This window comes from Streptomyces abyssalis (assembly GCF_001751365.1).
GTDB classification, from domain to species: Bacteria; Actinomycetota; Actinomycetes; order Streptomycetales; family Streptomycetaceae; genus Streptomyces; species Streptomyces abyssalis.
Window position 1 is genome coordinate 307,567 of the sequence record NZ_LJGT01000040.1, and the last position, 25,386, is coordinate 332,952.

The window sequence follows — 25,386 nt, forward strand, 5'->3', positions numbered from 1 at the left end:
TGGCTCACTGTGCCGCACGTGACCGCTCCCCCTGGTTGACATCGTTGTCCTGTGATGGCGCAGAGAACAAGTAATGTCCGTGCGCACGGTGATGTCAAGGGTGCGGTTGGTCACGGTTGGTGCCGGCGCAGCCGGTATGCGGTGGAGGACTGGAATCCGGGCGGCCCGGCCGGAAGGCTCCACGGCCGGGCCGCCCGGAAGTCAGAGCCAGCCTCGTTTGCTGGCGATGCAGGCGGCGTCGAAGCGGTTACGGCCGCCCAGCTTCTTGATCGCGCTGGAGGTCACATTCCGGACCGTGCCGGGGGAGAGGAAGAGTTCCGCGGCTATTTCCCGCACGGGGGCTCCGCCCGCCGTGAGCCGGAGTACTTCTTTTTCTCTGGTGCTGAGCGACCTGCTGCTGCACGCCGTGCGGCGGATCAGAGTGGTGTCGATAGGGCCGCCCGCGCGCTGGGTCGCCGTATTGCCCGCATTGGCGGTCACGAGCCCGCGTATCGCATTCACCAGCTGCGGCAGAGCCGCATTGTCCGGCACGATGCTCAGTAATCCCGGTGCCGCCGCTTCCTGCCGCTTCGCGGGGTTGCCGGGGCCGGTGCCGATCACGGCGATACGGCACCGGGGGACCGCGGTCCGCAATTCGTCGGCCAGGCAGCGTCCGCCGCGGCCAGTCGTGTTCGTGCCCAGCACGGTCACCGCGGGAAGGAGCCGGAGAACGGCCGGCACTATTTCCCGGCTGTTGTTCACGTTCGCCACGACTTCGAAATCGTGGACGAGATTGAGCGTCGCCGCGATGGCTTCCGAGTAAAGACGCCTCTCGTCGCCGATCACAATACGAGTATTCATCTCGACAAAGCCCCCGCTTCGGCTTCACAGGTCATCGCCCAACGCTCGTAGAGTTCCATGCCCCAACTGCCGTGGTCAATGGCCGCATGGCTCGCCAACTGCCCGAGTGGGGCGTGGTTCTGTGCGTATGACCGTTTTGGAGAAGAAGTTTTGAGCGGGCGTTGAGGTTTCAGTTGTCAATACCACTGAAACCCGTGAGGGGTTCTGAAATCCTGCTTTGTGAAGATCTGAATGCGGAGGAGCGGGGGCCGCGGGAACTGCATTCCCCGCGGCGCCGGCGTCAGTCCCGGTCCCCGGCGGACACCGGTCCGCCGGCCGGCTCCGCCGTCGCCTGGGCCCGCGTCCCGTCACCCGATGATGTCCTCGATGGTGATCGGCATCTTGCGGATGCGGCGGCCCGTGGCGTGGTGAACCGCGTTGGCGATGGCGGCGTTCGCGCCGACCTGGCCGATCTCGCCGACGCCCTTCACCCCGAGCGGATTGACGACCCGGTCCTCGACCTCGACGAGTTCGACCTCGACGTCGGGGGCGTCGGCGTTCACCGCGATCAGGTAGTCGCCCAGGCTGCCGGCGGCCCAGCGGCCGGTGCGCGGTTCCATGTGGTTGGCCTCCAGCAGGGCCTGGCCCAGTCCCCAGAGCATGCCGCCCGTCAACTGGCTCCGCACCGTACGGGTGTTGAGCACACGGCCCGGTGCGAAGGCGCCCGTCATGCGCCGCACCCGTACCATCCCCAGCTCCGGATCGACGGCGACCTCCGCGAACTGCGCGCCGAAGGTGAGCATTCCGTACGGGGTGTCGAGACCGGGCGGGTTCCAGGTGCCCGAAGCCTCCGCGTCCGGACGGTGGTTGCGCTGCAGCAGATCCGCGTACGCCTCGGAGGGCGCCCCCGGGGAAGACACGGTCATGACACCGTCCCGTACGGCGACGTCCGCCGGGTCCGCTCCGTGCAGCGGTGAGCCGCTGTCCGCGACGGCCTCCCGGACGAGCTGGTCGCGCAGCGCCGTCGCGGCGGTATGCACGGCGGCACTGATCATCCCGGCGCCCGCCGATCCGACGGCGGCGGCGATGCCGGGGAAGTCGGTGTCGCCCTTCTCGAAGCGGCAGCGCTCCACGGGTACGCCCAGGGCGTCCGCCGCGACCTGCGCCATCACCGTCGCCACCCCGGTGCCGAACTCCGGGGTCGCGGCCTGCACGACGACGCTGCCGTCCGCGTAGATGCGCGCCCTGGCTCGCTGAGGGGTACCGGGCGGCGGTGCCGGATAGCCCGCCGCCGCCATGCCCGTGCCGATCAGCCAGTTCCCCTCGCGACGGGAGCGGGGCTCGGGGTCGCGCTCGTACCAGCCGAAGCGCGCGGCCCCGCGCTCGTAGCACTCCTTCAGGCCGTTGCTGGACCACGGATTGCCGGAGACGGGGTCGCTGTCCGCGAAGTTGCGCAGCCGCAGCTCGATCGGGTCGAGGCCGGTCCGCTCGGCGAGTTCGTCCATGGCGCATTCGAGGGCGAACAAGCCAGTGGAGTCGCCGGGGCCGCGCATGAAGGTGGGGGTCATGGTGTTGGCGCGGAACAGCCGGTACGCGCCCTCGTAGTTGGGGCAGGCGTACATCTGCGCGGCCGAGTTGAGCGAGGGCTCTGCCCAGTCGTCGAAGTGCGAGGTGGGGGAGAGCTTGTGGTGGCGCAGCGCGGTGAGGCGGCCGTCGTCCGTGGCGCCGAGGGTGATGTGCTGCTCCTGCTCCTCGCGGTGGCCGCAGGAGGTGAACATCTGCGCGCGTGTGAGGGCGAGTTTGACGGGACGGCCCACCTCGCGTGCGGCGAGCGCCGCGAGCGCGGGGTGGTGCCAGATCATGGCCTTGCAGCCGAAGCTCCCGCCCACGTAGTGGCCGAGGACGCGGATCTTCGACAGCGGAATGCCGAGGAGCGCGGCCACCGTGAGCTGGGTCGCGTTGACGCCCTGGGTGGCGTCGTGGAGGAGCAGCTCGTCGCCGTCCCACATCGCCGTGGTGCCCGAAGTCTCCAGCGGATTGTGGTTGTTGGCGGCGAAGGTGTACGTGCACTCGACCACGGTGTCGGCCTTCTCCAGCCCGGCCTCGATGTCGCCGCGCGCGCTGTGCCCGGGGAGGAAGCCCCCGAAGATCGCCTCGGGCTCGTACGCCTGGTCCCGGCCCTGCTCGATGGTGGTGAGCGGCTCGGACTCCTCGTACTCGACGCGCAGCAGCGCGGCCGCGTGCTGCGCGCGCTCGTGGGTGTCCGCGACGACGAGGGCGACGGCCTGGCCCCCGTAGTGCACGGTGTCGTCCTGCATGGGGAAGAAGGTCTCCCCGGGCGCGGGGCCGCCGAACAGGGACGGGACGAGCGGAGGCTGCGCGGCGATTCTCGGCAGGTTCTCGTGGGTGAGGACGGCGAGGACGCCGGGCTCCTCCCATGCGTCCGACGCGTCTACGGCGGTGACGCGGCCGGCGGCGACCTGGGCCCCGACAAGGCAGGCGTGGGCCATGCCGGTGGCGGGGATCTCCGTGGAGTAACGCGCCGAGCCGGTGACCTTCGCGCGGCCGTCGACGCGTTCGAGCGGCTGTCCGATCGCGGTGGTCATGACGTTCTCCCGTTCGCCGTGAGGGTTTCCAGGGCGCGCACGATCACGCGCTGCGCGAGTCCGGTCTTGAAGGCGTTGTTCGCGGTGGGCCTCGCGTCGGCCAGCTCCACGCGGGCGGCCTCGGTGAAGCTCTCCCGCCCGGCCTCGGCCCCCAGCAGTACGCCTTCGGCCCGGTGGGCGCGCCACGGCTTGGTCGCCACTCCGCCCAGTGCCAGCCGTACGTCCGCGATCGTGCCGTCGACGAGGGAGAGCGCGCAGGCGGCGGAGACCAGCGCGAACTCGTAGCTCTCGCGGTCACGGACCTTCAGATAGAGCGAGCGCCGGGCGACAGGCGAGGACGGCACCTCGATCGCGGTGATCAGTTCGCCGTGCTCCAGCGGGTGCTCACGGTGCGGGGTGTGTCCCGGTGTCAGGAAGAAGTCGTCGATGCTGTACGTCTGTTCGCCCCGTGAGCCGTGGGTGTGGACGCGTGCGTCGAGAGCGGCGAGGGCGACCGCCACGTCCGAGGGGTGCGTGGCGATGCAGTGCTCGCTCGTCCCGAGCACCGCGTGACCGCGGCTGAAGCCCTCGACTGCCGAGCAACCGGTGCCGGGTTCGCGTCTGTTGCAGGGGGAGGCGGTGTCCCGGTAGTAGGGGCAGCGCACCCGCTGCATCAGGTTGCCGCCCATGGAGGCCATGTTGCGCAGCTGCGGCGACGCCCCCGACTCCAGGGCCTCGGCGATCACGGGGAACCTCTCCCGTACGAGGGGAGAGGCGGCCACCTCGCTCATGCGGGCCAGGGCCCCGATGCGCAGTCCGCCGTCGGGTGCCTGCTCGACGCCGGTCAGCGGAAGGGCGTTGATGTCGACGAGGCGCCGCGGGGTGAGGACGTTCTGCCGGAGCAGGTCGATCTCGGTGGTGCCGCCCGCGAGGAAGTCGCTCGTGGGGTCGGAGCTGACGGTTGTGATCGCGCCGGCCGCGTCGGCGGCGCGGGAGTAGGTGATGAGCCGCACGGGAGGTACTCCGTTCTCGGGCTGCCGGGTTCTTCTGGCCGCTTCCTCCGGCCTGTTCGTCCGGCCGGATCTTCGGGGCGGGCTTCGCGTTCGCGGGCTGGTCAGGTCCCGTCGCGGACGGCACGGACGGCGGCCCGGATGTGGGGATAGGCGGCGCAGCGGCAGAGGTTGCCGCTCATCCATTCCTTGATCTCGTCGTCGTCACGGGTGTGGCCCTCGGCTGTCAGCGCCACGGCGGACATGATCTGGCCGGGGGTGCAGTAGCCGCACTGGAAGGCATCCTGGGCGATGAACGCCCGCTGCATGGGGTGCAGTTCGCCGTCCGGACCGGCAAGACCCTCGATGGTGGTGACCTCTCTGCCCTCGCAGGAGAGCGCCAGCGTGAGGCAGGCCAGGACGCGGCGTCCGTCCACCCAGACCGTGCACGCCCCGCAGGCGCCCTGGTCGCAGCCCTTCTTGGGGCCCGTCAGATCGAGGTGCTCGCGCAGCGCGTCGAGAAGGCTGACCCGGGGCTCGATCTCCAGCTCCCGCTCGGCCCCGTTGACCGAGAGTGTGACGGGCACCGGCCCCGGGCCGCGCTCCTCCAGGCCGGGGCCCCGCTCGGTGAGCGAGGGGCCGCGTACGGACATGGACACCTCCGGAAGATCTCTGACGGGAGTTCATGGAATCTCTACGAAGGGCTCATATTAGGGCAAACTACGCTAATAGGACTCCATCGATCAGGGCCGTTGCGGCCCCGGGACGGGACGCAGGGGAAACCGGTGACAGCGACGGACGAGGGTGCGGCACCCCGGCGGCAGGAGTCGGTGACGGTGGTCTTCACCTGGGAGGTCACCCCGGGGAAGGAAGCGGAGTTCGAACGGTGGGCCCACGGCATCGAGACGGCGGCCGCGGCCTCTCCCGGCCAGCGCAGCGTCACCTGGCTGCGGCCCGAGGGCGAGAGCAGGCGCTACCACGCGGTCGTGCGGTTCGCGGACACCGCGAGCCTCCAGCGGTGGATGGACTCACCCGAGAGAGCGGCCTGGGAGGAGCGGGTGAAGGGGCTCGGCCGCAGCGTCAGACCCCAGCAGGCCACGACGGGTCTGGAGACCTGGTTCGACGTCCCGCGCCTCGTGGCGAAGCCGCCCGCCCGCTGGAAGATGTCGCTGACCACGATCCTCGGCGTCTATCCGTTCGCCCTGCTCTACGACGCGGTCTTCGCGGAGTACTTCGTCGAGTGGCCGCTTCCGGCACGTACGGCCGTCTTCCCTCTCTTCCTCGCTCCGCTGCTGACCTACGCCGTCATGCCCTGGCTCAGCCGGGTGCTGCGGCGCTGGCTGTATCCGGAGTCCTGAGCCCGCGGCACCCCCGGCGCAAGCCACATGCTCGCGCCGGGCGGCGCGGTCAGCCGCCGGTCAGCCGCTGGAGCCGCCCGGCTGTCGCGCGCAGCAGCTTCAGATGGGCGCGGGCCTGCTCGTCGTCGCAGCGGAAGGCGGGCATCGAGACGGACATGGCGGCCACGGCCGTGCCGCCGGGGCCGTGCACCGGTACGGCCACGCAGCGGCAGCCCTCGACGTACTCCTCGCGGTCCTCGGCGTAACCGTCCTCGCGGACCTTCTCCAGTACGTCCATCAGCGCGTCGACGTCCGTCACGGTGCGGTCGGTCAGCCGCGGCAGCTCCTCGGCGGACAGCCTGCGCCTCGCCTCGGCGGGGGAGAGGCCGGCGAGCAGCATCTTGCCCACGCCCGTCGCGTGCGCGTGGAGGCGGGAGCCGACGTGGGAGACGAGCTTCATCGGGCGGGGCGAGTGCGCGATGGCGACGTAGACGTTGTGGATGCCTTCGAGGCGCGCCAGCTGGACGGTCTCGCCGCTCTCGGCGGCCAGCTCCTCCATCAGCGGGCGGGCGTGCCGTTCGAGGTCGCCGTGGCCGGAGTAGGCCTGGCTGAGCCGCCAGGCGCTCAGCCCGAGGCCGTAGCGCCGCGTCTCCTCGTCGAGCTCCAGGTAGCCGCGGGCGGCGAGCGTCGCCAGCAGGCCGTGTGCGCTGGAGCGCGGAAGCCCCAACTCGGCTGTGACGTCGGTGAATCGGACCGGCCCGCGGTCGGCGACGAGGTCGAGGATGGCCAGCACCCTGTCCGCGGACTTCACCGCGCTCGTCTGCGCGTCAGCCATGGACTCCTCCCTCGGCCTTGACAGCGCCGGACGCCGTCACGTCACATGAAACTGTTCTGAGACAGGAACTGTAGTTCACATGGGAGAACTTCTCAAGAGCCGGGGAGCAGACCGATGACGGAGACCGAGCGGGCCCGCGAGCCGGCCGTGGCCTCGGCGGTGGCCAAGGCGGTACGCCGCCTCGTGCCGTTCCTGCTGCTGATGTACGTGCTGGCCTTCCTGGACCGCGTCAACATCGGCTTCGCCCAGGAGTCCTTCCAGGCCGACACCCGGCTCGGCGACGCCGCGTACGCCTTCGGCGCCGGCGTCTTCTTCCTCGGCTACGTGCTCCTGGAGGTGCCGAGCAACCTGCTGCTACGCCGCTTCGGCGCGCGCAGGTGGATGGCCCGCATCATGATCAGCTGGGGTCTCGTCTCGGCGGCCCTGATGTTCGCGCACACGGCCGAGGTCTTCTACGGGCTGCGCTTTCTCCTGGGCGTCGCCGAAGCCGGCTTCTTCCCCGGGGTGATCTACTTCCTGACCCTGTGGGTGCCCGCGGCCCACCGGGCCAGGGTGATGTCGCTGTTCTACTTCGGCGCGCCGCTCGCGTTCATCTTCGGCAGCCCCCTCTCCGGGCTGCTGCTGGAGATGGACGGCATCAGCGGACTGCACGGCTGGCAGTGGCTCTTCCTCGTACAGGGCCTGGCGACCGTCGTCGTCGGGGTGATCGCACTGCGCGTCCTTCCCGACTCGCCCGCGTCCGCACCCTGGCTGACGCCCCGGGAGAAGGCCGCGCTCACGGCGGCCGTCGGGGCCGAGGACGGGGCGAAGGAGGAGAGCAGCGTGCTGCGCGCGTTGCGCAGCGGCCGGGTGCTCTACCTCTCGCTCATCTACTTCGTGATCCAGGTGTCCGTCTACGGCGTGACGTTCTTCCTGCCCACCCAGGTCGGCGAACTGCTCGGCAGCACCGTCGGGTTCGAGGTCAGCCTCGTGACGGCGGTCCCGTGGGTGTGCGCCATCGCCGGCTCGGTCGTCGCGGGCCGCGTCAGCGACCGTACGGGCAGGCGCCTGCCGGTGGCCGCGTGCTGCCTGATAGCGGGCGCCGCCGGGATCTCCGGATCGGCGGCGGCCGGGTCCCCGCTGCTGGCGCTGGCCGCGCTGTGCGTGGCGGCAGCCGGATTCATCGCCGTACAGCCGGTGTTCTGGACCCAGCCGACCGCGTTCCTGACCGGCGCCGCCGCGGCGGGCGGCATCGCACTCGTCAACTCACTCGGTTCGATCGGCGGGTTCGTCGCACCGAACGTCAAGACCTGGGCGGACGGCGTGGCCGGCTCACCGACCGCCGGGCTCCACGTCATCGCCGGATTCACCCTGTTCGGCGCCGTGCTCATCGCGGGACTCGGCGCGTGGCGGCGCACCCGTCCGCAGGGCGCGGCGGGCAGGCCCGGCGAATTCCCCGTGCAGGAACTTCCCGTACAGACCGAAGAGGAAAGCAGGGTCAACTGATGCGCGCGCTCGTGATGAAGGGCGACTGGCAGCTCGAAGTCGAGGAGTTTCCCGAACCGCGGGCCGCCGGGGGCGAAGTGGCGATGTCCGTGATCGCCACCGGCATCTGCGGCTCCGACCTCCACGGCTTCACCGGTGAGAACGGCCGGCGCTTCCCCGGCCAGGTGATGGGACACGAGACGGTCGGACGCATCACGCAGCTCGGCGGGGGAGCGGCGGAAGCGCGGCGGCGGGCGGGCCAGGAGGAGCTCGCCGTAGGACAGTTGGTGACGGTCAACCCGGTCATCGCCTGCGGCGGCTGTGACGCCTGCCGTGCCGGAACGCAGCAGCTCTGCCCGGCCCGGCGCGTCATCGGCGTCGATCCGGCGCTGCGTTCGGCCTTCGCCGAGACCATGACCCTTCCCGCCGGGAACGCCGTCGCGCTGCCGGAGAGCATGCCGCCGGAGTACGGCGCCCTCGTGGAACCCCTGGCCGTCGGCCACCATGCGGCGGTACGCGGCGGATGCGGCCCCGACGACCTGGTCCTCGTCATCGGCGGCGGCCCCATCGGGCAGGCCGCCGCCCTGGGAGCCCTGCGGCTCGGCGCGCGGCGCGTGGTGGTGAGCGAGCCGAACGCCGGGCGGCGCGCGCTCGTGGAGAAGCTCGGCCTGCTGTCCGTCGATCCCCGAGCCGGCGAACTCGAGCCGCTCGTCACGGGGTTGCTGGGCGGCCGGCCGACGCTGGCGCTGGACGCGGTCGGTGCGGAGGAGACCGCGGGACAGGCTCTCGGACTGACGGCCCTCGGTGCCCGGATCGTCCTGGTGGGCATGCACGAACCACGGCTGGCCCTGCCGGCGTACGCACTGAGCACCCAGGAGCGCTCCCTCATCGGCAGCTTCTGCTACACGGCGGAGGAGTTCGCCGGCACCGCGCGCTGGGTGGCCGGGACGGAGCTGGACCTGTCCGTGCTCATCGAGGGGCGGGTCGGCCTGTCCGGCGCGGCCGGCAGCTTCACCGCCCTGGCACGCGGGGAGGAGCAGGCGAGCAAGGTGCTGGTCCACCCGCACGGAGTGCCCGTATCCACCACACCCGAGGAGGTCCCCCAGTGAGCGCCCGCATCCCGCGAATCCGTCATCTGCGCGCCTTCACCGTCGACGCGCAGGGCGGTGCCGACTACCACGACCAGCCCGCCGGGCACTGGATCGACGACCACATCGCCACCCCGATGTCCGTCTACCCGGAGTACCGGCAGAGCCGTCAGAGCTTCGGCATCGACGTGCTGGGCTCCCTCGTCGTCGAGGCCGAGGCGGACGACGGGACCGTCGGATTCGCGGTGACCACCGGAGGGGAACCCGCCGCCTGGATCATCGAGAACCACCTCGCCCGCTTCGTCGAGGGCGCACCCGCCGGTGACCTGGAGCGGATCTGGGACCAGATGTTCCGGGCCACGCTCTTCTACGGGCGCAAGGGCCTGGTGCTCAACGCCATCAGCGGCGTCGACCTGGCGCTGTGGGACCTGCTGGGGAAGCTCCGGGAGGAGCCCGTGTACGCACTGCTCGGCGGGCCGGTGCGGGAGGAGCAGGTCTTCTACGCGACGACCGCTCGCCCCGACCTGGCGGAGGGCATGGGCTTCATCGGGGGCAAGCTGCCGCTGCGGCACGGCCCCGCCGAGGGCGAGGAGGGGCTTCGGGCGAACGTCGAGGTGATGCGCTCCATGCGGGAACGGGTGGGGGACGACTTCTTCCTCGCCTGCGACTGCTGGATGTCGATGGACGTCCCGTACGCGACCCGCCTCGGCCACCGGCTGGACGGGCTCGGAGTGCGCTGGATCGAGGAGGCCCTGCCCCCGGACGACTACTGGGGCTACGCCGAGCTGCGGCGCAGCCTGCCGCCGGGGATGCTCACGTCGACGGGTGAACACGAGGCGGGCCGGCTCGGGTTCAGGCTGCTGCTGGAGATGGACTGCGCCGACATCCTCCAGCCCGACGTGGGCTGGTGCGGCGGGCTGACGGAGCTGGTGAAGATCTCGGCGCTCGCGGACGCGCACGGCAAGCTGGTCGTGCCGCACGGGTCGAGCGTGTACTCGTACCACTTCGTGATCACCCGTCACAACAGCCCTTTCGCCGAGTTCCTGATGATGGCTCCGCGGGCGGACGAGGTCGTCCCCATGTTCAGCCCGCTCCTGCTGGACGAGCCCGTACCGGTCGGCGGACGGCTCACGCTGCCCGACACCCCGGGATTCGGAGTGCGGCTCAATCCGGAGTGCGAGCTGAAGCGGCCCTACGCGAACCGGCGGCGGTGACGGCGGAGTACGCGAACCGGCAGCAGTCGGCCCGCCCATCGCACTGTGTGACGGGGGTGTGACACAACGGCGCACTGGGGAGACACCCGGACGCGGGAGACTCCGCGTGGCGCCGACGAGAGGCCGGTACATGGCAGACGGGAGCACGGGCCGCCCCGGCGGGCAGCTCGAGCTGAAGATGGACCGGCCGCACATCGCTCGCGTCTACGACTACTACCTCGGCGGCAAGACCAACTACGAGGCCGACCGGTACGCCGGCGACCAGGTGCTCGCCGCCTGGCCCGGCGCGCGCACCGCCGCCCGCACCAACAGGATCTTCATGCACCGCGCGGCCCGGACGCTCGCCCGCGAGCTGGGCCTCGACCAGTTCCTGGACATCGGTACGGGCATACCGACCGAGCCGAACCTGCATCAGATCGTGCAGGGCGAGAACCCGCGCGCCCGCGTCGTCTACGTCGACAACGACCCCCTCGTGCTGGCGCACGCCCGCGCATTGATGAACAGCACACCCGAAGGGCGTACGGCCTATGTGCACGCCGACTTCACCGAGCCGGACTCCGTGCTCCTGGCGCCGGAGCTGACGCGGACGCTGGATGCGGGCCGTCCCGTCGCGCTGAGCGTGCTGGCGCTTCTGCACTTCGTGCTCGACGAGGACGGTGCGTACGGCCTCGTGCGGCGGTTCGTCGAGGCGCTGCCGTCCGGGTCGGCGCTCGTCCTGACGCACGGCACGAGCGAGTTCGCGCCCGAGGCGATGGGCAGGGCGGGGCGTGTCTATACGGATTGCGTGGCGCGGGCGCAGACGCGCAGCAGGGAGGAGTTCGCCCGCTTCTTCGACGGCCTCGAACTCGTCGACCCGGGCATCGAGGTGCCGCACCGCTGGCGCCCGGACCGGCAGACGGGTGCGTGCATCGGCGGTGCGCGGGACGTCGCGGACGCCGAGGTCGGGCTCTGGGCGGGGCTGGCCGTCAAGCCGTGAGCACGGGCCCGTCCGATCGGCACGGACCGACCGGCACGGGCCCCACCGGCGCAGCCCGGGAGGCGGCGGAGGCCGGGTGCCCGTAGGTTCGCGGCAGGGGGTTGCCACCGCCGCCCGGGAGACACTGACAGATGTCGCTGCACAAGGGCCGGACCGACACCGGCACCAGGGACCGCCCGCGTACGGACCCGGAAGCGGTGTCCGTCAATCCCTTCTACGGCGAGGCCGACCCCGTCAGCGGAATGACCACCGAGCCGCCGAGCCACCGGCTCGCCGACAGCCCCATGGCGCCCGACGCGGCCCGTCAGCTCGTGCACGACGAGCTGATGCTGGACGGCAACTCCCGCCTGAACCTGGCGACTTTCGTCACGACGTGGATGGAGCCGCAGGCGGACGAGGTCATGGCCCTGTGCCGGGACAAGAACATGATCGACAAGGACGAGTATCCGCGCACCGCCGAACTGGAGCGGCGCTGTGTCGCGATGCTCGCCGATCTGTGGAACGCCCCGGACCCGTCCTCGGCGGTCGGCTGCTCCACGACCGGATCGAGTGAAGCGTGCATGCTCGCCGGCATGGCCCTCAAGCGCCGCTGGGCCCGCCGGGTGGGCGGGCGCTATCCCGCGGCTGCGCGGCCCAATCTGGTGATGGGCGCCAACGTCCAGGTGTGCTGGGAGAAGTTCTGCAACTTCTGGGAGGTCGAGGCCCGCCAGGTCCCCATGGAGGGCGAGCGCTTGCACATCGACCCGCAGGCGGCCGCCCAGCTGTGCGACGAGAACACCATCGGCGTCGTGACCGTGCTCGGCTCCACCTTCGACGGGTCGTACGAGCCGGTCGCCGACGTGTGCGAGGCGCTCGACGCTCTCCAGGAGCGCACGGGACTCGAGGTACCCGTGCACGTGGACGGCGCGTCCGGCGCGATGATCGCGCCGTTCCTCGACCAGGACCTGCTGTGGGACTTCCGGCTGCCACGCGTCACCTCGGTCAACACCTCCGGCCACAAGTACGGCCTGGTCTACCCCGGCGTCGGATGGGCGCTGTGGCGCTCGTCCGAGGCGCTGCCGGAGGAGCTCGTCTTCCGCGTGAACTACCTGGGCGGCGACATGCCGACCTTCGCGCTGAACTTCTCCCGCCCCGGCGCACAGGTCGCAGCGCAGTACTACACCTTCCTGCGGCTGGGCCGCCGCGGCTTCCGCGCCGTGCAGCAGACGGCCCGCGGAGTGGCCCGGTCGCTGGCGGCGCGGATCGGGGACACGGAGGACTTCCGCCTGCTGACTCATGGCGACCAGCTCCCGGTCTTCGCCTTCACGACGGAGTCGCACGTGACCGCCTTCGACGTCTTCGACGTCTCACGGCGGCTGCGCGAGCGGGGCTGGCTGGTGCCCGCGTACACCTTCCCGCCGAACCGCCAGGATCTGTCCGTACTGCGGATCGTGTGCCGCAACGGCTTCACGGCGGACCTCGCGGACATGTTCATGGACGACCTTTCGGCGCTGCTGCCCGAACTGCGCGGCCAGGGCGGCCCGTTGGGACGGCCCGAGTCGGTGGCGACGGCCTTCCACCACTGAGCGCGCACGAGCGGTGACGCCCCGGCGCACGGGCGCGGCGGGGGCGTGAACCCCGGAGGTGCGTGAACCGCGCCGGGGCGGATACCCGCCGCTGCAGCGTGTCCCGCGCAGGAGAGGAGGGCGAGGACCGCCGTCCGGCCTCCCTCCCTCCTGTGCAGGTGTCTGCTGCCGCAGAGGTCCCGCGCAGGCAGCCCGACCAGGAGAGGAGGGCGAGGACATTGGCCCGCCCGGTATGGAGCGGAGTGATCACCTTCGGACTGGTGACCGTTCCCGTGCAGCTCTTCGCGGCCGTCCAGGATCACGCCGTCCACTTCCATCAGCTGCAGCGCGGCACGGGTGACCGGGTGCGCAACCGGCGCGTCAACGAGCGCACCGGCAAACGCGTCGACTACGACGACATCGTCAAGGGCTACGACGCCGGCGACGGCCGGCACGTCGTCGTCGAGCAGGATGAGCTGGACGGGATCGCGCCGGGCAGGTCGCAGGTCATCGAGGTCAGGGGCTTCGTGGAGCTCGACGAGGTGGAGCCCGCGTTCTTCAGCGGTACCTACTACCTGGCGCCCCGGAGCGACGAGTACGGCAGGGTCTACCGGCTGCTGCGCACCGCGCTGGCGGAGACGGGCAAGGCGGGCGTGGCGACCTTCGTGATGCACGGCCGGGAGTACCTGGTCGTGCTGCGCGCCGGGGACGACGTACTCGAACTGCACACCCTGCACTGGGCCGACGAGATCCGCGATCCGCGGCGGGACCTCCCCCGGCTGCCGGGGCGCGAGCGTCCCGGCAGCAAGGAGCTGGACAGCGCGCGGCAGCTCATCGACGCGATGACGACGCGGTGGCGTCCCGAGGACTTCGAGGACACCTACGAGAAGAAAGTGCGGCAGCTCGTCGAGGCCAAGCGCGACGGCGAGGAGACCGCCCGTGCGGAGGAACCCCCCGAGGCCACCAACGTGGTCGACCTGGAGGACGCGCTGCGGCGCAGCGTCGAGCGCGCGGGATCGCGGAGGGAGCCGGCCCGGACGTCCGGGGCCCCGTCCCGGTCCGGGTCCGGGTCCGGACCGCGCTCCGGCAGCCCCGACGGCGCCCGCCTGCTATCCGACCTGAGTAAGCGCGACCTGTACGAGCGCGCCGCGGACGAGGACGTCCAGGGCCGCTCCCGGATGAACCGGCAGCAGCTCATCCGCGCCCTCAGCGACCGGCACCGCACCCGGACGGCGTCCTGACCGGTACGGGACCCGCACGGGCGCGGCGCGCGGTCGCGCACCGGGACCCGCCAGGTCTGAGATGCACCTTTCATCACGTGATGCGAAGCTCTGGGGAGAACCCGCCGTGCGTCTGCCGGGGGGGAGCGTCCGGCTGAGCACGCGAGGTGGTCCTGCGATGAACACTCCCAGCGCGTACTTCGAGCAGCTCTACAGCGACTCGGCCGACCCGTGGAGCCTCGACGGGCAGTGGTACGTGCAGCGCAAGTACGACCACACCCTCGCCGCGCTTCCCCGGCGCCACTACCGCACCGCCTTCGAACCGGGCTGCTCCGTCGGCCTCCTCACCGCAGCGCTCGCCGAGCGCTGCGGCACCCTCCTGGCCACCGACCGGGTCGCCGCCGCGGCCGAGCTCACCGCCGCCCGCACCCGCCACCTGCCGAACGTACGAGTGCGGCAGCTGGCGATTCCCGACGAGTGGCCCGAGGGACGCTTCGAGCTGATCGTGCTCTCCGAGCTCCTCTACTACTTCGACGACCGGACCCTGCGCGAGGTGCTGCGCCGGACGGCCGAAGCCCTCGAACCGGGCGGCGCCCTCGTCACCGTGCACTGGAACCACCCCGCTCCCGAGCACCACCGCACCGGCCGCACCCTCGCGCCCGTACTCAGCGCGATACCCGGCCTGACGCTGCAGACCGACTGCCGCGACCCGGACTTCACGCTGCACGTGCTGGAGCGGCCGTACGGTGCGGGCCCCGGGGGGCGACCGCGCGGGTGACGGCGGGGCCCTCACCCGACCCGGTCGGAGAAGTACCAGCGGCTCAGGGCCGTGCGCAGCCGCCGCACCCGCCGGGCCCGGTGCCCGTCCGCGCCGGCCTCCGGTGCCGGCTCCAGAGGGCGGGGCGTTTCGCGCATCAGCAGCGTGTAGCGCTCGCCGGCCGGCACGGGACGGTGCCCGGGCTCCATGCCGCCCTCGATGCTCTGCCGTACCTCGCCCGTCTCGTCGCCCTCGCGGAGACGTCCGAGCTCGTGGGCGCGGAGCGCGACGCACAGCCGCCGCGTGACCATGAACGCGACGACCGGCGCCAGTACGAGCGCCACCCGGAAGATCCAGGTGAGCCCGTTGAGTGAGACCTGGAAGAGCGTCGCGATCACGTCGTTGCCCCCGGCCAGCAGCAGCACGGCGTAGAAGGTGATGCCGGCGACTCCCATGGCCGTACGGGCGGGTCTCTCGCGCGGCCGGTCGCACAGGTGGTGCTCACGTTCGTCGCCGGTCAGCCACCTCTCCAGGAACGGGTAGAGGTAGATGCCCGTGAACAGCAGGCCGGGGAGGATCACCGTGGGCACCAGGATGTTCCACATGAAGGTGTGGCCCCACACCGTCGTCTCGAACGGCGGCATCAGACGCAGCGAACCCTCCAGGAAGCCCACGTACCAGTCGGGCTGCGAGCCGGTGCTGACCTGGTCGGTGCGGTAAGGGCCGTAGTTCCAGACGGGGTTGATCTGCGCCACGCCCCCGAGCACGGTGATCAGGCCGAAGACCATCAGCTGCAGCCCGGTGGACTTGGCGGCGAACTGCGGGAACATCGGCTGTCCCACGACGTTCTTCTCCGTCCGGCCGGGCCCGCCCCACTGCGTGTGCTTCAGGTACACGACGAGGATCAGGTGGACCACGACCAGCGCGACGATGAGCGCCGGGATGAGGAGGATGTGCACCGTGTAGAGCCGCGGGATGATCTCCGTACCGGGATACTCGCCGCCGAAGAGGAACAAGCTCAGATACGTGCCGATGACGGGGATCGAGAGCAGCAGGCTCTGCACGACCCGCAGCCCGGTGCCGGAGAGCAGGTCGTCGGGGAGCGAGTAGCCGCAGAAGCCCTCGGCGACCGCCAGCACGAACAGAGTGACGCCGACGACCCAGTTGATCTCACGCGGCTTGCGGAAGGCGCCCGTGAAGAAGACCCGCATCATGTGCACGCCGATGGCGGTGACGAACACCAGCGCCGCCCAGTGGTGCACCTGACGGATCAGCAGCCCGCCGCGTACGTCGAAGCTGATGCGCAGGGTGGAGTCGTAGGCCTCGGAGACCAGTTGCCCGCGCATCGGCCCGTACGAGCCGGTGTAGCGGATCTCCAGCTCGCCGGGATGGAAGAAGAAGGTGAGGAAGACGCCCGTCAGGATGAGCAGAACGAGGCTGTAGAGCGCCAGTTCGCCGAGCAGGAACGACCAGTGGTCCGGGAACACCTTCCGCGCGAACGAGCCGCTCTCGGCGGCCGGCAGCCGGGCGTCGAGGTACGTGAAGGCGCCCTTCGCGGCCCGGCCGGTCCGGACGCCGGGCTGCACCCTCCTGCGCTGCGGGAGCATGCGCCGTCCACCTCTCTCCTGCTCGTAACGAGTCCTTCAGCGGTCGTTGTGCTGGAAGACGAATCCGGCGACGCCGGGTGCGGTGATCCCGATCCCGATGAGGAAGAGCCACATCCCGTAGATCACGCCGAACGCCGCCACCGTGGTGCCGAGGGCGGTGAGGACGGGGTAGTAGCTGCGCGGCGGGAAGAACGCGACCGGACCGGCGCCCTCGTGCACGTCCGCGCCCGGGCGGTCCTGCGCGCGCGTGCCGTGCCGCAGGTACTGGATCCACAGGAAGAAGGCGATGAGCGCGGACATCAGGAAGGCCACCAGCAGCGCCGCGTTCCCCGCCGTGTCCCGGGAGAACGGCACGTAGCACGCGGAGACGACGGCGAAGAACGCGGCCACGCCGGAGAAGAGGAGCGCCTCGGTCTTCATCGGATCTCCGGGTGGTGCAGGTCGAAGGCCGGCGACTCGGACCGGATACGGGGCAGCGCCTCGAAGTTGTGCCGCGGCGGAGGGCAGGACGTCGCCCACTCCAGGGAGCGGCCCCAGCCCCAGGGGTCGTCCTGCGTGACGCGCTGTCCGTACCTGGACGTCCGCCACACGTTGTAGAGGAACGGCAGCGTCGACAGACCGAGGAGGAAGGAGGAGGCGGACGAGAGGGTGTTGAGCACGGTGAAGCCGTCGGCCGCCAGATAGTCGGCGTAGCGGCGGGGCATCCCCTCCTCGCCGAGCCAGTGCTGTACGAGGAACGTGCCCTGGAAGCCCGTGAAGAGCGTCCAGAAATGGATCTTCCCGAGGCGCTCGTCGAGCATCTTCCCCGTCATCTTCGGCCACCAGAAGTAGAAGCCGCCGAAGGTCGCGAAGACGATCGTGCCGAACAGCACGTAGTGCAGGTGCGCGACGATGAAATAGCTGTCGGTGAGATGGAAGTCCAGCGGCGGCGAGGCGATCAGAACTCCCGTCATGCCGCCGAGTAGGAACGTCACGAGAAAACCGACGGCCCACAGCATCGGCGTCTCGAACGACAGCGATCCGTGCCGCATCGTTCCGATCCAGTTGAAGAACTTCACGCCCGTGGGCACCGCGATGAGGAACGACATCAGCGCGAAGAAGGGCAGCAGCACCGCCCCGGTGGCGAACATGTGGTGAGCCCAGACGACCGCCGACAGGCCCGTGATGGCGCAGGTCGCGGCGACCAGGCCGATGTATCCGAAGACCGGCTTCCGGCTGAAGACGGGGATGATCTCCGTGATGACTCCGAAGAACGGCAGCGCCACGATGTACACCTCGGGATGCCCGAAGAACCAGAACAGGTGCTGCCAGAGAATCGCACCGCCGTTGGCGGCGTCGAAGATGTGCGCGCCGAACTTCCGGTCCGCCTCCAGCGCCAGCAGAGCCGCCGTCAGCACCGGGAAAGCGAGCAGCGCCAGGATCGAGGTGAACAGCACGTTCCAGGTGAACAACGGCATCCGGAAGACGGTCATTCCGGGAGCGCGCAGACAGACGATCGTGGTGATGAAGTTGACGGAGCCGAGGATCGTGCTCAGGCCCGCCACGGCGAGGCCCATCGTCCACAGGTCGCCGCCCGAACCGGGGGAGAACACCGCGCTGTTGAGCGGCGCGTACGCGAACCAGCCGAAGGACGCGGAGCCCTCCGGGGTGAGGAAGCCGCTGAGGACCGTCAGCCCGCCGAAGAGGAACACCCAGTAGGTGAAGGCGTTCAGCCGGGGGAACGCGACGTCCGGTGCGCCGATCTGCAGCGGCATGATGACGTTGGCGAATCCGGTGAACGTCGGCGTCGCGAACAGCAGCATCATGATCGTGCCGTGCGTGGTGAACAGCTCGTTGTACTGCTGCGCCGAGATCATCTGCAGCCCGGGGCGGGCCAGTTCGGCCCGCATCATCATCGCCATCAGACCGGCGGCGAGGAAAAACGCGAACGACGTGGCGAGATACATGTTCCCGATCACCTTGTGATCGGTGGTGCCGAGGTACCCCAGCAGCCTCTTCCCGAAAGTGAGCCGCCGGCCCGCCGCCGACGGCCGTGACTCCGGCTCGCTCCGTACCGCCTCGTCCTCAGCCGCGGTGCCCATGCTGGAACACCCTGAAGAAGGCGCGACGGTGCGGGAGGCTGCCACGCCGCTGGGCGGGACGGGGGTCACCCGGACGGCATGGCCGCACCTCCGGGTTCCCCCGCGTTCCCCTGCGTCCCTCGCATCCCCGCGCCCCTACGTCAGGGTGACGGTGAACTCCGGCCGCCGGACGCGCAGAACCGTACGGCCGCCCTCACGCGAGGACTTCGCGCCCTGGCACCTGGCTCCGCCTTCGACCGCGACGACGGAATCAGTGCCGCCCACCGCGCGGAAGCTCACACTGCCCTTCTCGATGCCGGTGATCTCGGCGGTGGCGTAGGCGATGCGTCCACCGCCCGCCCTCAGGCCGAGCGGCAGGATCGCGCCGCTGCGGCCGGGGATGTGCAGCTTCTCACCGCCGAAGAGCGCCCGGCCCCGCTCGGAGACGGTGAACTCCTGGTCCAGCCCGGATGTGACGTTGAGGGCGTGCAGGAGGCGGCCGTCGCCGCCGGCGGTACGGGTGGTCAGCAGGAAGAGCCCCGGGTCGGTCGCGGTGTGGGTGATGGCCGGGGCGGCGCCGAGCGCCTTCAGCGCCCGCCGCCAGAAGTCCAGGTCGCAGCGGTAGTCGGTGGTGATGACGACCGCCCGGCCTCTCCCGACGGGGACGTCGAAGCCGCAGCCCTTCCCGGTGGACACCTCGCGCAGCACCGTCGAGCCCCTGCCCGGGGTGCACAACTGCGCCTTCGGCACGCGGATTTCGGCACGGGGCGCCGCCCAGCCGTGCGAGGTCGCGGAGAGCCAGAAACGGTCCGCGTCGGTGAGGGTCCTGCCGACCCGCAGACCCAGCGCGTCGCGCAGCTCCGTGCTGGCCTTGCCCGCCATGTCCTCCTCCGGGACCCGGCCGGACAGCAGCAGCTTTCCGCCCGCTTCCAGATACCGGACGAGTTCGCGCTGCACCTTGGTCGCGAGGTTCTTGCCGGTCGCCAGCGCCAGTACGGGCGTACGGTCCGGGTCGAGACGCCCGGACTGCAGATCGACGGCGTTGTAGCGGAAGCCGTTCAGCAGCATCGCGCGGGAGAGGGCGCCGCGCGGGCCGAAGCCGCGGATCTCCTCGATGTCCGCGAGGATCGCGTCGACGCTCGCGCGCTCGGGCGGGTGGTACTCCGTCAGATAGTGGTCCGGGACGAACCCGAGGGCCACGTCGTCGTACTCGGGCACCATGCCGGCCAGCGCGCCGGCGAGGCCGCCGACGGCGTGAACCGTCTCCTTCAGCGGCTCGTAGCTGAGGTTCCGCCGGCCCTCGGGGTCGACCGGGGCCGAGAAGCCGTGGCGTTCGCCGGTGATGCCGATCCGGTCGTTGCCGTCGCCGGCGGGTTCGTCCAGCTTCGGGTTGAAGCCGCCTGCGAAGAGGTAGTAGTTGATCATCTTCACGCCCTGTGCCAGGCAGAGGCGTGTCTTCAGGTCACCGCTCTCGGCGTCCTCCTGGTTGTCCAGGTTGTCGCCGTAGTCGGCGTGCCCGGCGTCGAACTCCAGGGCGCTCAGCGGCTGGTGGGCGTCCTGGACCGACTCCGTGAAGGCGTTGATGAGGTAGAGGTCCGTGACGTTCTTGACGGTGAGGCCGCCGAGGTAGAAGTCCGAGCCGGCGAAGATCCCGCTCTCGCCCGACCACGTCTCCATGAGCTGGCTGATGCCGATGGGGAACTTCTTCGCGCCGCCGTCCGAGGTGCCGTGGATGTTGATGAGGAACGGAATCCCCTTGAGTCCGTTGCCCTCCGCGTACTTGCGGAGCGCGCCCGTGTAGCGGGCGAAGCGGCCCCGCGTGAACGCACCCAGGTCGTGCATGAGGGCCGGCGCGTACGAGTCCTTGGGGGCGCGGATGGCGGCGTCGCGCTCGTCCGCGGGCTTGCCGGCGAAGGGGTAGCGCTCGCCGAGATCCTCGCCGTAGGTCTCGTCCAGCCAGGAGTTGAACGCCTTGAGGGTGCCGTCCGTGAGCGCGGGATGGTTGCTGACCCACGGCAGCATGCCGATCTCGTTGTCGAGCTGGCAGGCGATGACGCCGTGCCTGCCCTTGCGGTGCTTGCGCTTCGCGATCACCGGGATGACGGCGTCGTACCAGCGCCGCACCTCCTTGAGGTAGGCGGGCGCGAGATAGTCGACCGTCTGTGCGGTGTCCTTGCTGCCGTCCCAGCCCTTCGGCACGATCTCGGGGTGCTCCTCGCGCACGCGGTGCGGGATGCCCTCGCCTTTGAGTTCGGCCATCGTGAAGGGGCCCGGGCGGGCGATGACATGGAACCCGTTGTCGACGCACAGGTCCAGGAAGGCGCCCAGGTCGCGTTCCTCGCGGGTCTTACCGGTGACGTCGATGGAGCCGTCCGGGGTCTCGTGCCACATCCAGGGGATGTACGTCGCGACGGTGTTGAGCCCGGCCTCCTTGGCCATGTCCAGGCGGGACTGCCAGTCGGAGCGCTTGAGGCGGAAGTAGTGGATCTCGCCCGCCAGTACGAGCACCGGCTCACCGTCGATCAGCAGCCGTTTGCGGTCGTACGAGACGGAGGGGCCCGCCTGCCTCCGCGCAGCGCCGGCAGGGGCTGCCGGGCCGGCCGCGTACGCGGGTCCGGAAAGCGGTCCGGTGCTTCCCGCCGCGGCGACGGCGATCGCCCCGGCGCCGCCGAGTACGGCGCGGCGGCGCATGTCTGCCGGGTGTGACGTCATGACTGGGCTCCGTGAGGTCAGGGCCGACGGCCGTGCGGTCTGCGGGTCTGCGGGTCTGCGGTTCGCGGTCCGGGACCGGGCTGGTGAGGCGAGACTGTATGCGCTTACAGGAAGCGCGTACAAGAGGTCGGTGCGAAGCAGTTCACGGCCCTCCGCGGCGTCACAGAGCGACCCGGAAACCGGTGTTGCCGGACGAGGAGTCGGGGGTGTTCGCCATGCGCGCCGAGGTGCGGTAGCGCAGGCAGTACGACTCGTGGCACAGGTGCGAGCCGCCGCGCAGGACGCGGGAGCCGGAGCCGGGGCCTGGGCCGGAACCCGGTTCGGAGCCGGAACCCGGTTCGGAGCCGGAACCCGGGCCGGGGCCGAGGGCGCCGGCTGTCCACTCCCAGACGTTGCCCGTCATGTTGAACAGGCCGTATCCGTTCGGCGGGAACGCGTCCACGGGGCACGTGCCGGCGTAGCCGTCGTCGGCGGTGTTGCGGTCGGGAAAGGAGCCGCGCCAGACGTTCATCCGGTACGTGCCCGACGGGTCCCGCTCCTCGCCCCACGGATACGGCGCGCCGCTCAGCCCGCCGCGCGCCCCGTACTCCCATTCGGCCTCGGTGGGCAGCCGCGTACCGGCCCAAGTGCAGTACGCCAGCGCGTCGTTGTGCGACACGTGCACCACGGGATGGTCCTCGCGGCCGTCCAGGTCCGACTGCGGGCCCTCCGGGTGCCGCCAGTCCGCCCCGTACACCTGACGCCACCAGGGTGCCGCGGCCGCCGCGCGTGTGGGCGGGAAGCCGTCCGGCAGGAAGCCCCCGAAGACGAACGACCAGCCGAAGCTCTCCGCGTCGGTGCGGTGGCCGGTCGCCGCGGCGAAGTCCGCGAACTCGGCGGCGGTGACGGCGGTCGCCGCCAGCCGCAGCGGTGCGACCGTCACCTCGCGCGCCGGGCCCTCGCCGTCCGCCGGGTACGGGGGGTCGTCGCAGCCCATCAGGAAGGCACCGCCGGGCAGTTCGCGCCAGCCGCCGCGGGGGGTGGGCGGTGCCGGGGCGGTCCGGTCTCCGGGGCCGGCCGCCCCGCCGGGACGCCGGGGCCCGTCGGCCGGGCGGTCCGGCGCGCAGCACGCCCGCCGTGGTTCCGGAGCCGCGCCCGGAGTCATGGCAGCGCACCCTCGGGTGTGTCCCCGTAGCTCTTCTGGAGGTCCGCGAGCTGCACGGTCAACTCCTCGGCGACGGCGGCGTATTCGGGGTCGCCGTACCGGTTGTGCAGCTCGTCCGGATCTTCTGCGAGGTCGAAGAGCTCCCACTCCGGCTCTCGCCGCTCCGCGCTCGCACCCGGGGCGCCGGAGCCGTGCCCCGGGTAGTGGATCAGCTTGTGGGTGCGGGTGCGGATGCCGTAGCACGCCTGCACGTTGTGGTCGTGGTCGAGGTGCATGTAGTAGCGGTAGTAGACCCCCGTGCGCCAGTCGCCGGGCGTCTCGCCGCGCAGCAGCGGCAGGAGGCTGCGGCCCTGCATGCGCTCCGGCGGTGTGACGCCGGCGAGGTCCAGCAGCGTCGGGGCGAAGTCCACATTCGCCACGAGGTCTTCGTTGACGGAGCCCGGTGCGACGACGCCCGGCCAGCGGACCACCAGCGGAATGCGCATCGACGGCTCGTACATGAACCGCTTGTCGAACCAGCCGTGTTCACCGAGGAAGAAGCCGTGGTCCGAGGTGTAGGCGACGGCGGTGTCCTCCGCGAGACCGGAGACGCCGAGGAAGTGCAGGACGCGGCCGACGTTCTCGTCCAGCGCCGCGACGACCCGCAGATACTCCTTGATGTACCGCTGATACCGCCACTCGCGCTCCTCCCGTTCCGAAAGCCCCTCCGGCACCGGCTCCTTGAGGTCCTCCGGCACCAGGTCGGCCATCCCCAGCCGGGCCTCGTGCGCGGCTGGGGCGCGGCCGCTCAGATCGTCGTGCAGGGTCGGAGGAGCGGGGACGTCCTCGTCCGCGTACAGGTTCCGGTGGCGCTCGGCGGGCTCGAAGTGCCGGTGCGGCGCCTTGTGCTGGACGAGCAGGGCGAAGGGGCGGTCCTTGTCGCGGCGGTCCAGCCAGTTCAGGGCGAGGTCGGTGATGACGTCGGTGACGTAACCCTTGTACGTGCGTTCGCCGTCGGCGGTGAGGAAGGACGGATCGTTGTATACGCCGTGCCCGGGAAGGATCTCCCAGTGGTCGAAGCCGCGTGGGTCGCTCCGCCCGCCGTGGCCCAGGTGCCACTTGCCGATGATCGCCGTCTGATAGCCGGCCTCGCGCAGCATCTCGGGGAAGCCCGGCTGCGTCGCGTCGAAGGTGTGGTCCGGCCCCTCCAGCGAGGTCATGCCGTTGACGTGACTGTATGTGCCGGTCAGCAGGGTCGCGCGGGCCGGTGAGCAGATCGCGTTGGTGCAGAAGGTGTTGTCGAACCGCATTCCCTCCGCGGCCAGTTGGTCGACCGCGGGCGTCCGGTTGATCTCGCTGCCGTACGCGCCGATGGCGGGCACCGCGTGGTCGTCCGTCATGAACAGCACGATGTTGGGGCGCACTTGCCTCTCAGCGGGCTGTGCGGGCGGCGTCACGGAGACCTCCGGGGTGGTGCGGGCCGGGACAGCGCCGGGGATGTGCCACCGACGCTGCCCCGGCGATATGGGGGGCGGCCGCGGGTGCGGGTCTGATCAGGCTATGCCGAAGTCCTCCTTGGCCAGCAGCGGGCGCACCCTCCTCCTGAAGCCGCCCGAGCGGAAGGCCCCCTGGAGCAGGCCGGGGCTGAGCACCTGCGCGAGACCGGCGGTGATCATGCCCTGGTCCAGCGCGAGCATGAAGTCGCTGACCGTGCCCTCGCGTACGTCGACGGAGTCACGGAAGCCAAGCCCGTCGTGGTAGGCCCCGAAGTCGCGGGCGATCTTCAGCAGGTTGGCGACGGAGTCCTTCGGTTCGAACTGCATCGCCAGGAAGGAGGCGTGGGGTGTGACGACGCCCTTGGAGAAGTAGCCGTCCACCGTCATGCCGATCGCGTCGACGCCGTACTCGCTGTAGCCGCCCGCGGGGATGTTCGCCGGGGAGAAGCCCCAGTACCCCAGCTTCTCCTCCTCCAGGCCGTGTTCGATCTGGCTGCGTATGTAGCGCTTGTGCGTCACGCCCCACGCCTTGGGCGCCCACTCGCCCTCGGGCACGAACAGCGGCACCATCAGCGCCTCGAACATCGAGCCGCCCCAGCTGGGGATCAGTTTCCGGCCGCGGTAGGTGTAGTGGCCGCGGAAGAGGCGTACGCCGTCGACCGTCACGTACTCGCCCTCGGGCTTCTGCTCCTGCTCGTTCTCAGGAACCATCGTGCGGAACGTGCGCCAGTAGTGCTCGCCGGGCAGGCTGCCGTCCGCGATGCCGAGGTAACTGGCCATGCGGGGCTCGGTGTTGAGGGCTCCGTACCAGTGCGGCGTGAAGGTGTCGTCCTCCGTCCAGTAACCGCCGTGGATCTGGCCGGGGTTCTGCGCGGGATCTTCCTCGTCGTACGGCGTGTAGTAGAAGTTCCAGTCGGCGTCCTTGAGGAGAGCCCTGACGCGGGGCGCCAGCGACGGGTCGGCCTGTGCCGCGATCCGCAGGCCCGTGACCAGCCAGGCGTTGTCGACGGACGAGAGGAACGGCCGCACCTCGTCGCCGGTCTCCGGCCACTTGGTGAGCACCTTGCCCGTGTCCGCGTCGTACCAGTTGAGCCAGAAACCCTTCGCCCGCTCCAGCTTCTCCACCGCCGATACGGTGCCCGCGAGCCGCTTGCGCATGAGCGGGCGGCTGATGACGCCGAGCCCGGCGGCGGCCACCGTCGACCAGATCCCGCAGCCGATATTGGTGGGGGAGGTCTGGACGCTGCGCTCCGGCTTGGCTCCGCTGACGTCGACCTTGTCGGCCGCGAGGCCGAAGTCCGTGTGCATCGCCTCGATCGAGGCGTACGTGTCACGGAACCAGCGGTGCAGCAGGGCACCCGAACCAGCGGGGGCGGTGCGGCTGCGCGCCGAGGCGGGGCCGGCCGTGGCGCCGAGGGTGAGCGCGGCCGTCGCACCCGCTCCGGCCGTGAGGATGGTGCGTCGTTTCATGTCGTGCGACTCCTTCGTCTTTCGGTGGACGTGCAGTCGTCGGGGTGGGCCGCGGGACGCGGCAGGGAGACGGGCTGGACGCGGCCGGGC

20 protein-coding genes are annotated in these 25,386 nt (G+C 70.7%); 8 read left to right on the forward strand and 12 right to left on the reverse strand.

The genetic code is table 11. From position 1 onward, the window contains the following. Positions 1-201: 201 nt before the first annotated feature. The 4 genes from AN215_RS16285 to AN215_RS16300 form a co-directional block, all read right to left on the reverse strand. Entirely contained in the window at positions 202-825 is a 624-nt protein-coding gene (locus AN215_RS16285) for a helix-turn-helix transcriptional regulator (RefSeq protein WP_245694524.1), read from the reverse strand. 362 nt (positions 826-1,187) lie between these two features. Continuing rightward, complete coding sequence (locus AN215_RS16290; RefSeq protein ID WP_070013705.1) at positions 1,188-3,425, reverse strand: xanthine dehydrogenase family protein molybdopterin-binding subunit; 2,238 nt, start codon at positions 3,423-3,425, stop codon at positions 1,188-1,190. Beyond that, a complete protein-coding gene (locus AN215_RS16295; protein ID WP_070013706.1) occupies positions 3,422-4,417 on the reverse strand; it encodes an FAD binding domain-containing protein in 996 nt (331 codons plus the stop codon). Before AN215_RS16295 ends, AN215_RS16290 begins: the two co-directional genes overlap by 4 nt. 101 nt (positions 4,418-4,518) lie before the next feature. Then, complete coding sequence (locus AN215_RS16300) at positions 4,519-5,046, reverse strand: (2Fe-2S)-binding protein (protein WP_070013707.1); 528 nt, start codon at positions 5,044-5,046, stop codon at positions 4,519-4,521. 132 nt (positions 5,047-5,178) lie between these two features. On the opposite strand from AN215_RS16300, the gene AN215_RS16305 reads away from it, so the two are divergent. Further along, a complete protein-coding gene (locus AN215_RS16305) occupies positions 5,179-5,751 on the forward strand; it encodes an antibiotic biosynthesis monooxygenase (protein WP_070013708.1) in 573 nt (190 codons plus the stop codon). Between the two features lie 49 nt (positions 5,752-5,800). Here AN215_RS16305 and AN215_RS16310 read toward each other — a convergent pair whose 3' ends face one another. Continuing rightward, the gene (locus AN215_RS16310) at positions 5,801-6,565 is read right to left on the reverse strand and encodes an IclR family transcriptional regulator (RefSeq protein WP_070013709.1); all 765 of its coding nucleotides are present in this window, start codon (positions 6,563-6,565) and stop codon (positions 5,801-5,803) included. A 114-nt stretch (positions 6,566-6,679) separates the two neighbouring features. Between AN215_RS16310 and AN215_RS16315 the strand changes: the two genes are divergently transcribed. The 7 genes from AN215_RS16315 to AN215_RS16345 all read left to right on the forward strand — a co-directional run bounded on the left by AN215_RS16315 (position 6,680) and on the right by AN215_RS16345 (position 14,849). Further along, positions 6,680-8,050 (forward strand): MFS transporter, encoded by a 1,371-nt coding sequence (locus AN215_RS16315; RefSeq protein WP_070013710.1) that lies wholly within the window; start codon positions 6,680-6,682, stop codon positions 8,048-8,050. Further along, positions 8,050-9,138 (forward strand): zinc-dependent alcohol dehydrogenase, encoded by a 1,089-nt coding sequence (locus AN215_RS16320; protein WP_070013711.1) that lies wholly within the window; start codon positions 8,050-8,052, stop codon positions 9,136-9,138. The genes AN215_RS16315 and AN215_RS16320 overlap by 1 nt, the downstream gene beginning before the upstream one ends. Continuing rightward, the gene (gene rhmD / locus AN215_RS16325) at positions 9,135-10,331 is read left to right on the forward strand and encodes an L-rhamnonate dehydratase (protein ID WP_216093870.1); all 1,197 of its coding nucleotides are present in this window, start codon (positions 9,135-9,137) and stop codon (positions 10,329-10,331) included. Before AN215_RS16320 ends, rhmD begins: the two co-directional genes overlap by 4 nt. A gap of 130 nt (positions 10,332-10,461) precedes the next feature. Continuing rightward, a complete protein-coding gene (locus AN215_RS16330; protein ID WP_070013712.1) occupies positions 10,462-11,307 on the forward strand; it encodes an SAM-dependent methyltransferase in 846 nt (281 codons plus the stop codon). 131 nt (positions 11,308-11,438) lie between these two features. Then, positions 11,439-12,872, forward strand: a complete 1,434-nt coding sequence (gene gad, locus AN215_RS16335; protein ID WP_070013713.1) for a glutamate decarboxylase — start codon at positions 11,439-11,441, stop codon at positions 12,870-12,872. 158 nt (positions 12,873-13,030) lie between these two features. After that, a complete protein-coding gene (gene ku / locus AN215_RS16340; RefSeq protein WP_338057926.1) occupies positions 13,031-14,092 on the forward strand; it encodes a non-homologous end joining protein Ku in 1,062 nt (353 codons plus the stop codon). 157 nt (positions 14,093-14,249) lie between these two features. After that, complete coding sequence (locus AN215_RS16345) at positions 14,250-14,849, forward strand: SAM-dependent methyltransferase (protein WP_070013715.1); 600 nt, start codon at positions 14,250-14,252, stop codon at positions 14,847-14,849. 11 nt (positions 14,850-14,860) lie between these two features. Here AN215_RS16345 and qcrB read toward each other — a convergent pair whose 3' ends face one another. From qcrB to AN215_RS16380, 7 genes are all read right to left on the reverse strand, one after another. Beyond that, positions 14,861-16,435 carry a cytochrome bc1 complex cytochrome b subunit gene (gene qcrB, locus AN215_RS16350; protein WP_070013716.1) on the reverse strand — a complete coding sequence of 525 codons (1,575 nt, stop codon included), beginning with the start codon at positions 16,433-16,435 and terminating at the stop codon, positions 14,861-14,863. Between the two features lie 36 nt (positions 16,436-16,471). Then, positions 16,472-16,855, reverse strand: coding sequence for an aa3-type cytochrome oxidase subunit IV (gene ctaF / locus AN215_RS16355; protein WP_070013717.1), 384 nt, complete (start codon positions 16,853-16,855; stop codon positions 16,472-16,474). Continuing rightward, positions 16,852-18,516 (reverse strand): aa3-type cytochrome oxidase subunit I, encoded by a 1,665-nt coding sequence (gene ctaD, locus AN215_RS16360; protein ID WP_079123111.1) that lies wholly within the window; start codon positions 18,514-18,516, stop codon positions 16,852-16,854. The genes ctaF and ctaD overlap by 4 nt, the downstream gene beginning before the upstream one ends. 135 nt (positions 18,517-18,651) lie before the next feature. Further along, complete coding sequence (locus AN215_RS16365) at positions 18,652-21,207, reverse strand: beta-galactosidase (protein ID WP_070013718.1); 2,556 nt, start codon at positions 21,205-21,207, stop codon at positions 18,652-18,654. Positions 21,208-21,367: 160 nt separating this feature from the next. Further along, the gene (locus AN215_RS16370; RefSeq protein WP_070013719.1) at positions 21,368-22,351 is read right to left on the reverse strand and encodes a formylglycine-generating enzyme family protein; all 984 of its coding nucleotides are present in this window, start codon (positions 22,349-22,351) and stop codon (positions 21,368-21,370) included. Further along, positions 22,348-23,787 carry a sulfatase family protein gene (locus AN215_RS16375; protein WP_338057927.1) on the reverse strand — a complete coding sequence of 480 codons (1,440 nt, stop codon included), beginning with the start codon at positions 23,785-23,787 and terminating at the stop codon, positions 22,348-22,350. Before AN215_RS16375 ends, AN215_RS16370 begins: the two co-directional genes overlap by 4 nt. A 96-nt stretch (positions 23,788-23,883) precedes the next feature. After that, positions 23,884-25,296 carry a glucoamylase family protein gene (locus AN215_RS16380; RefSeq protein ID WP_070013720.1) on the reverse strand — a complete coding sequence of 471 codons (1,413 nt, stop codon included), beginning with the start codon at positions 25,294-25,296 and terminating at the stop codon, positions 23,884-23,886. Positions 25,297-25,386 lie beyond the last annotated feature (90 nt).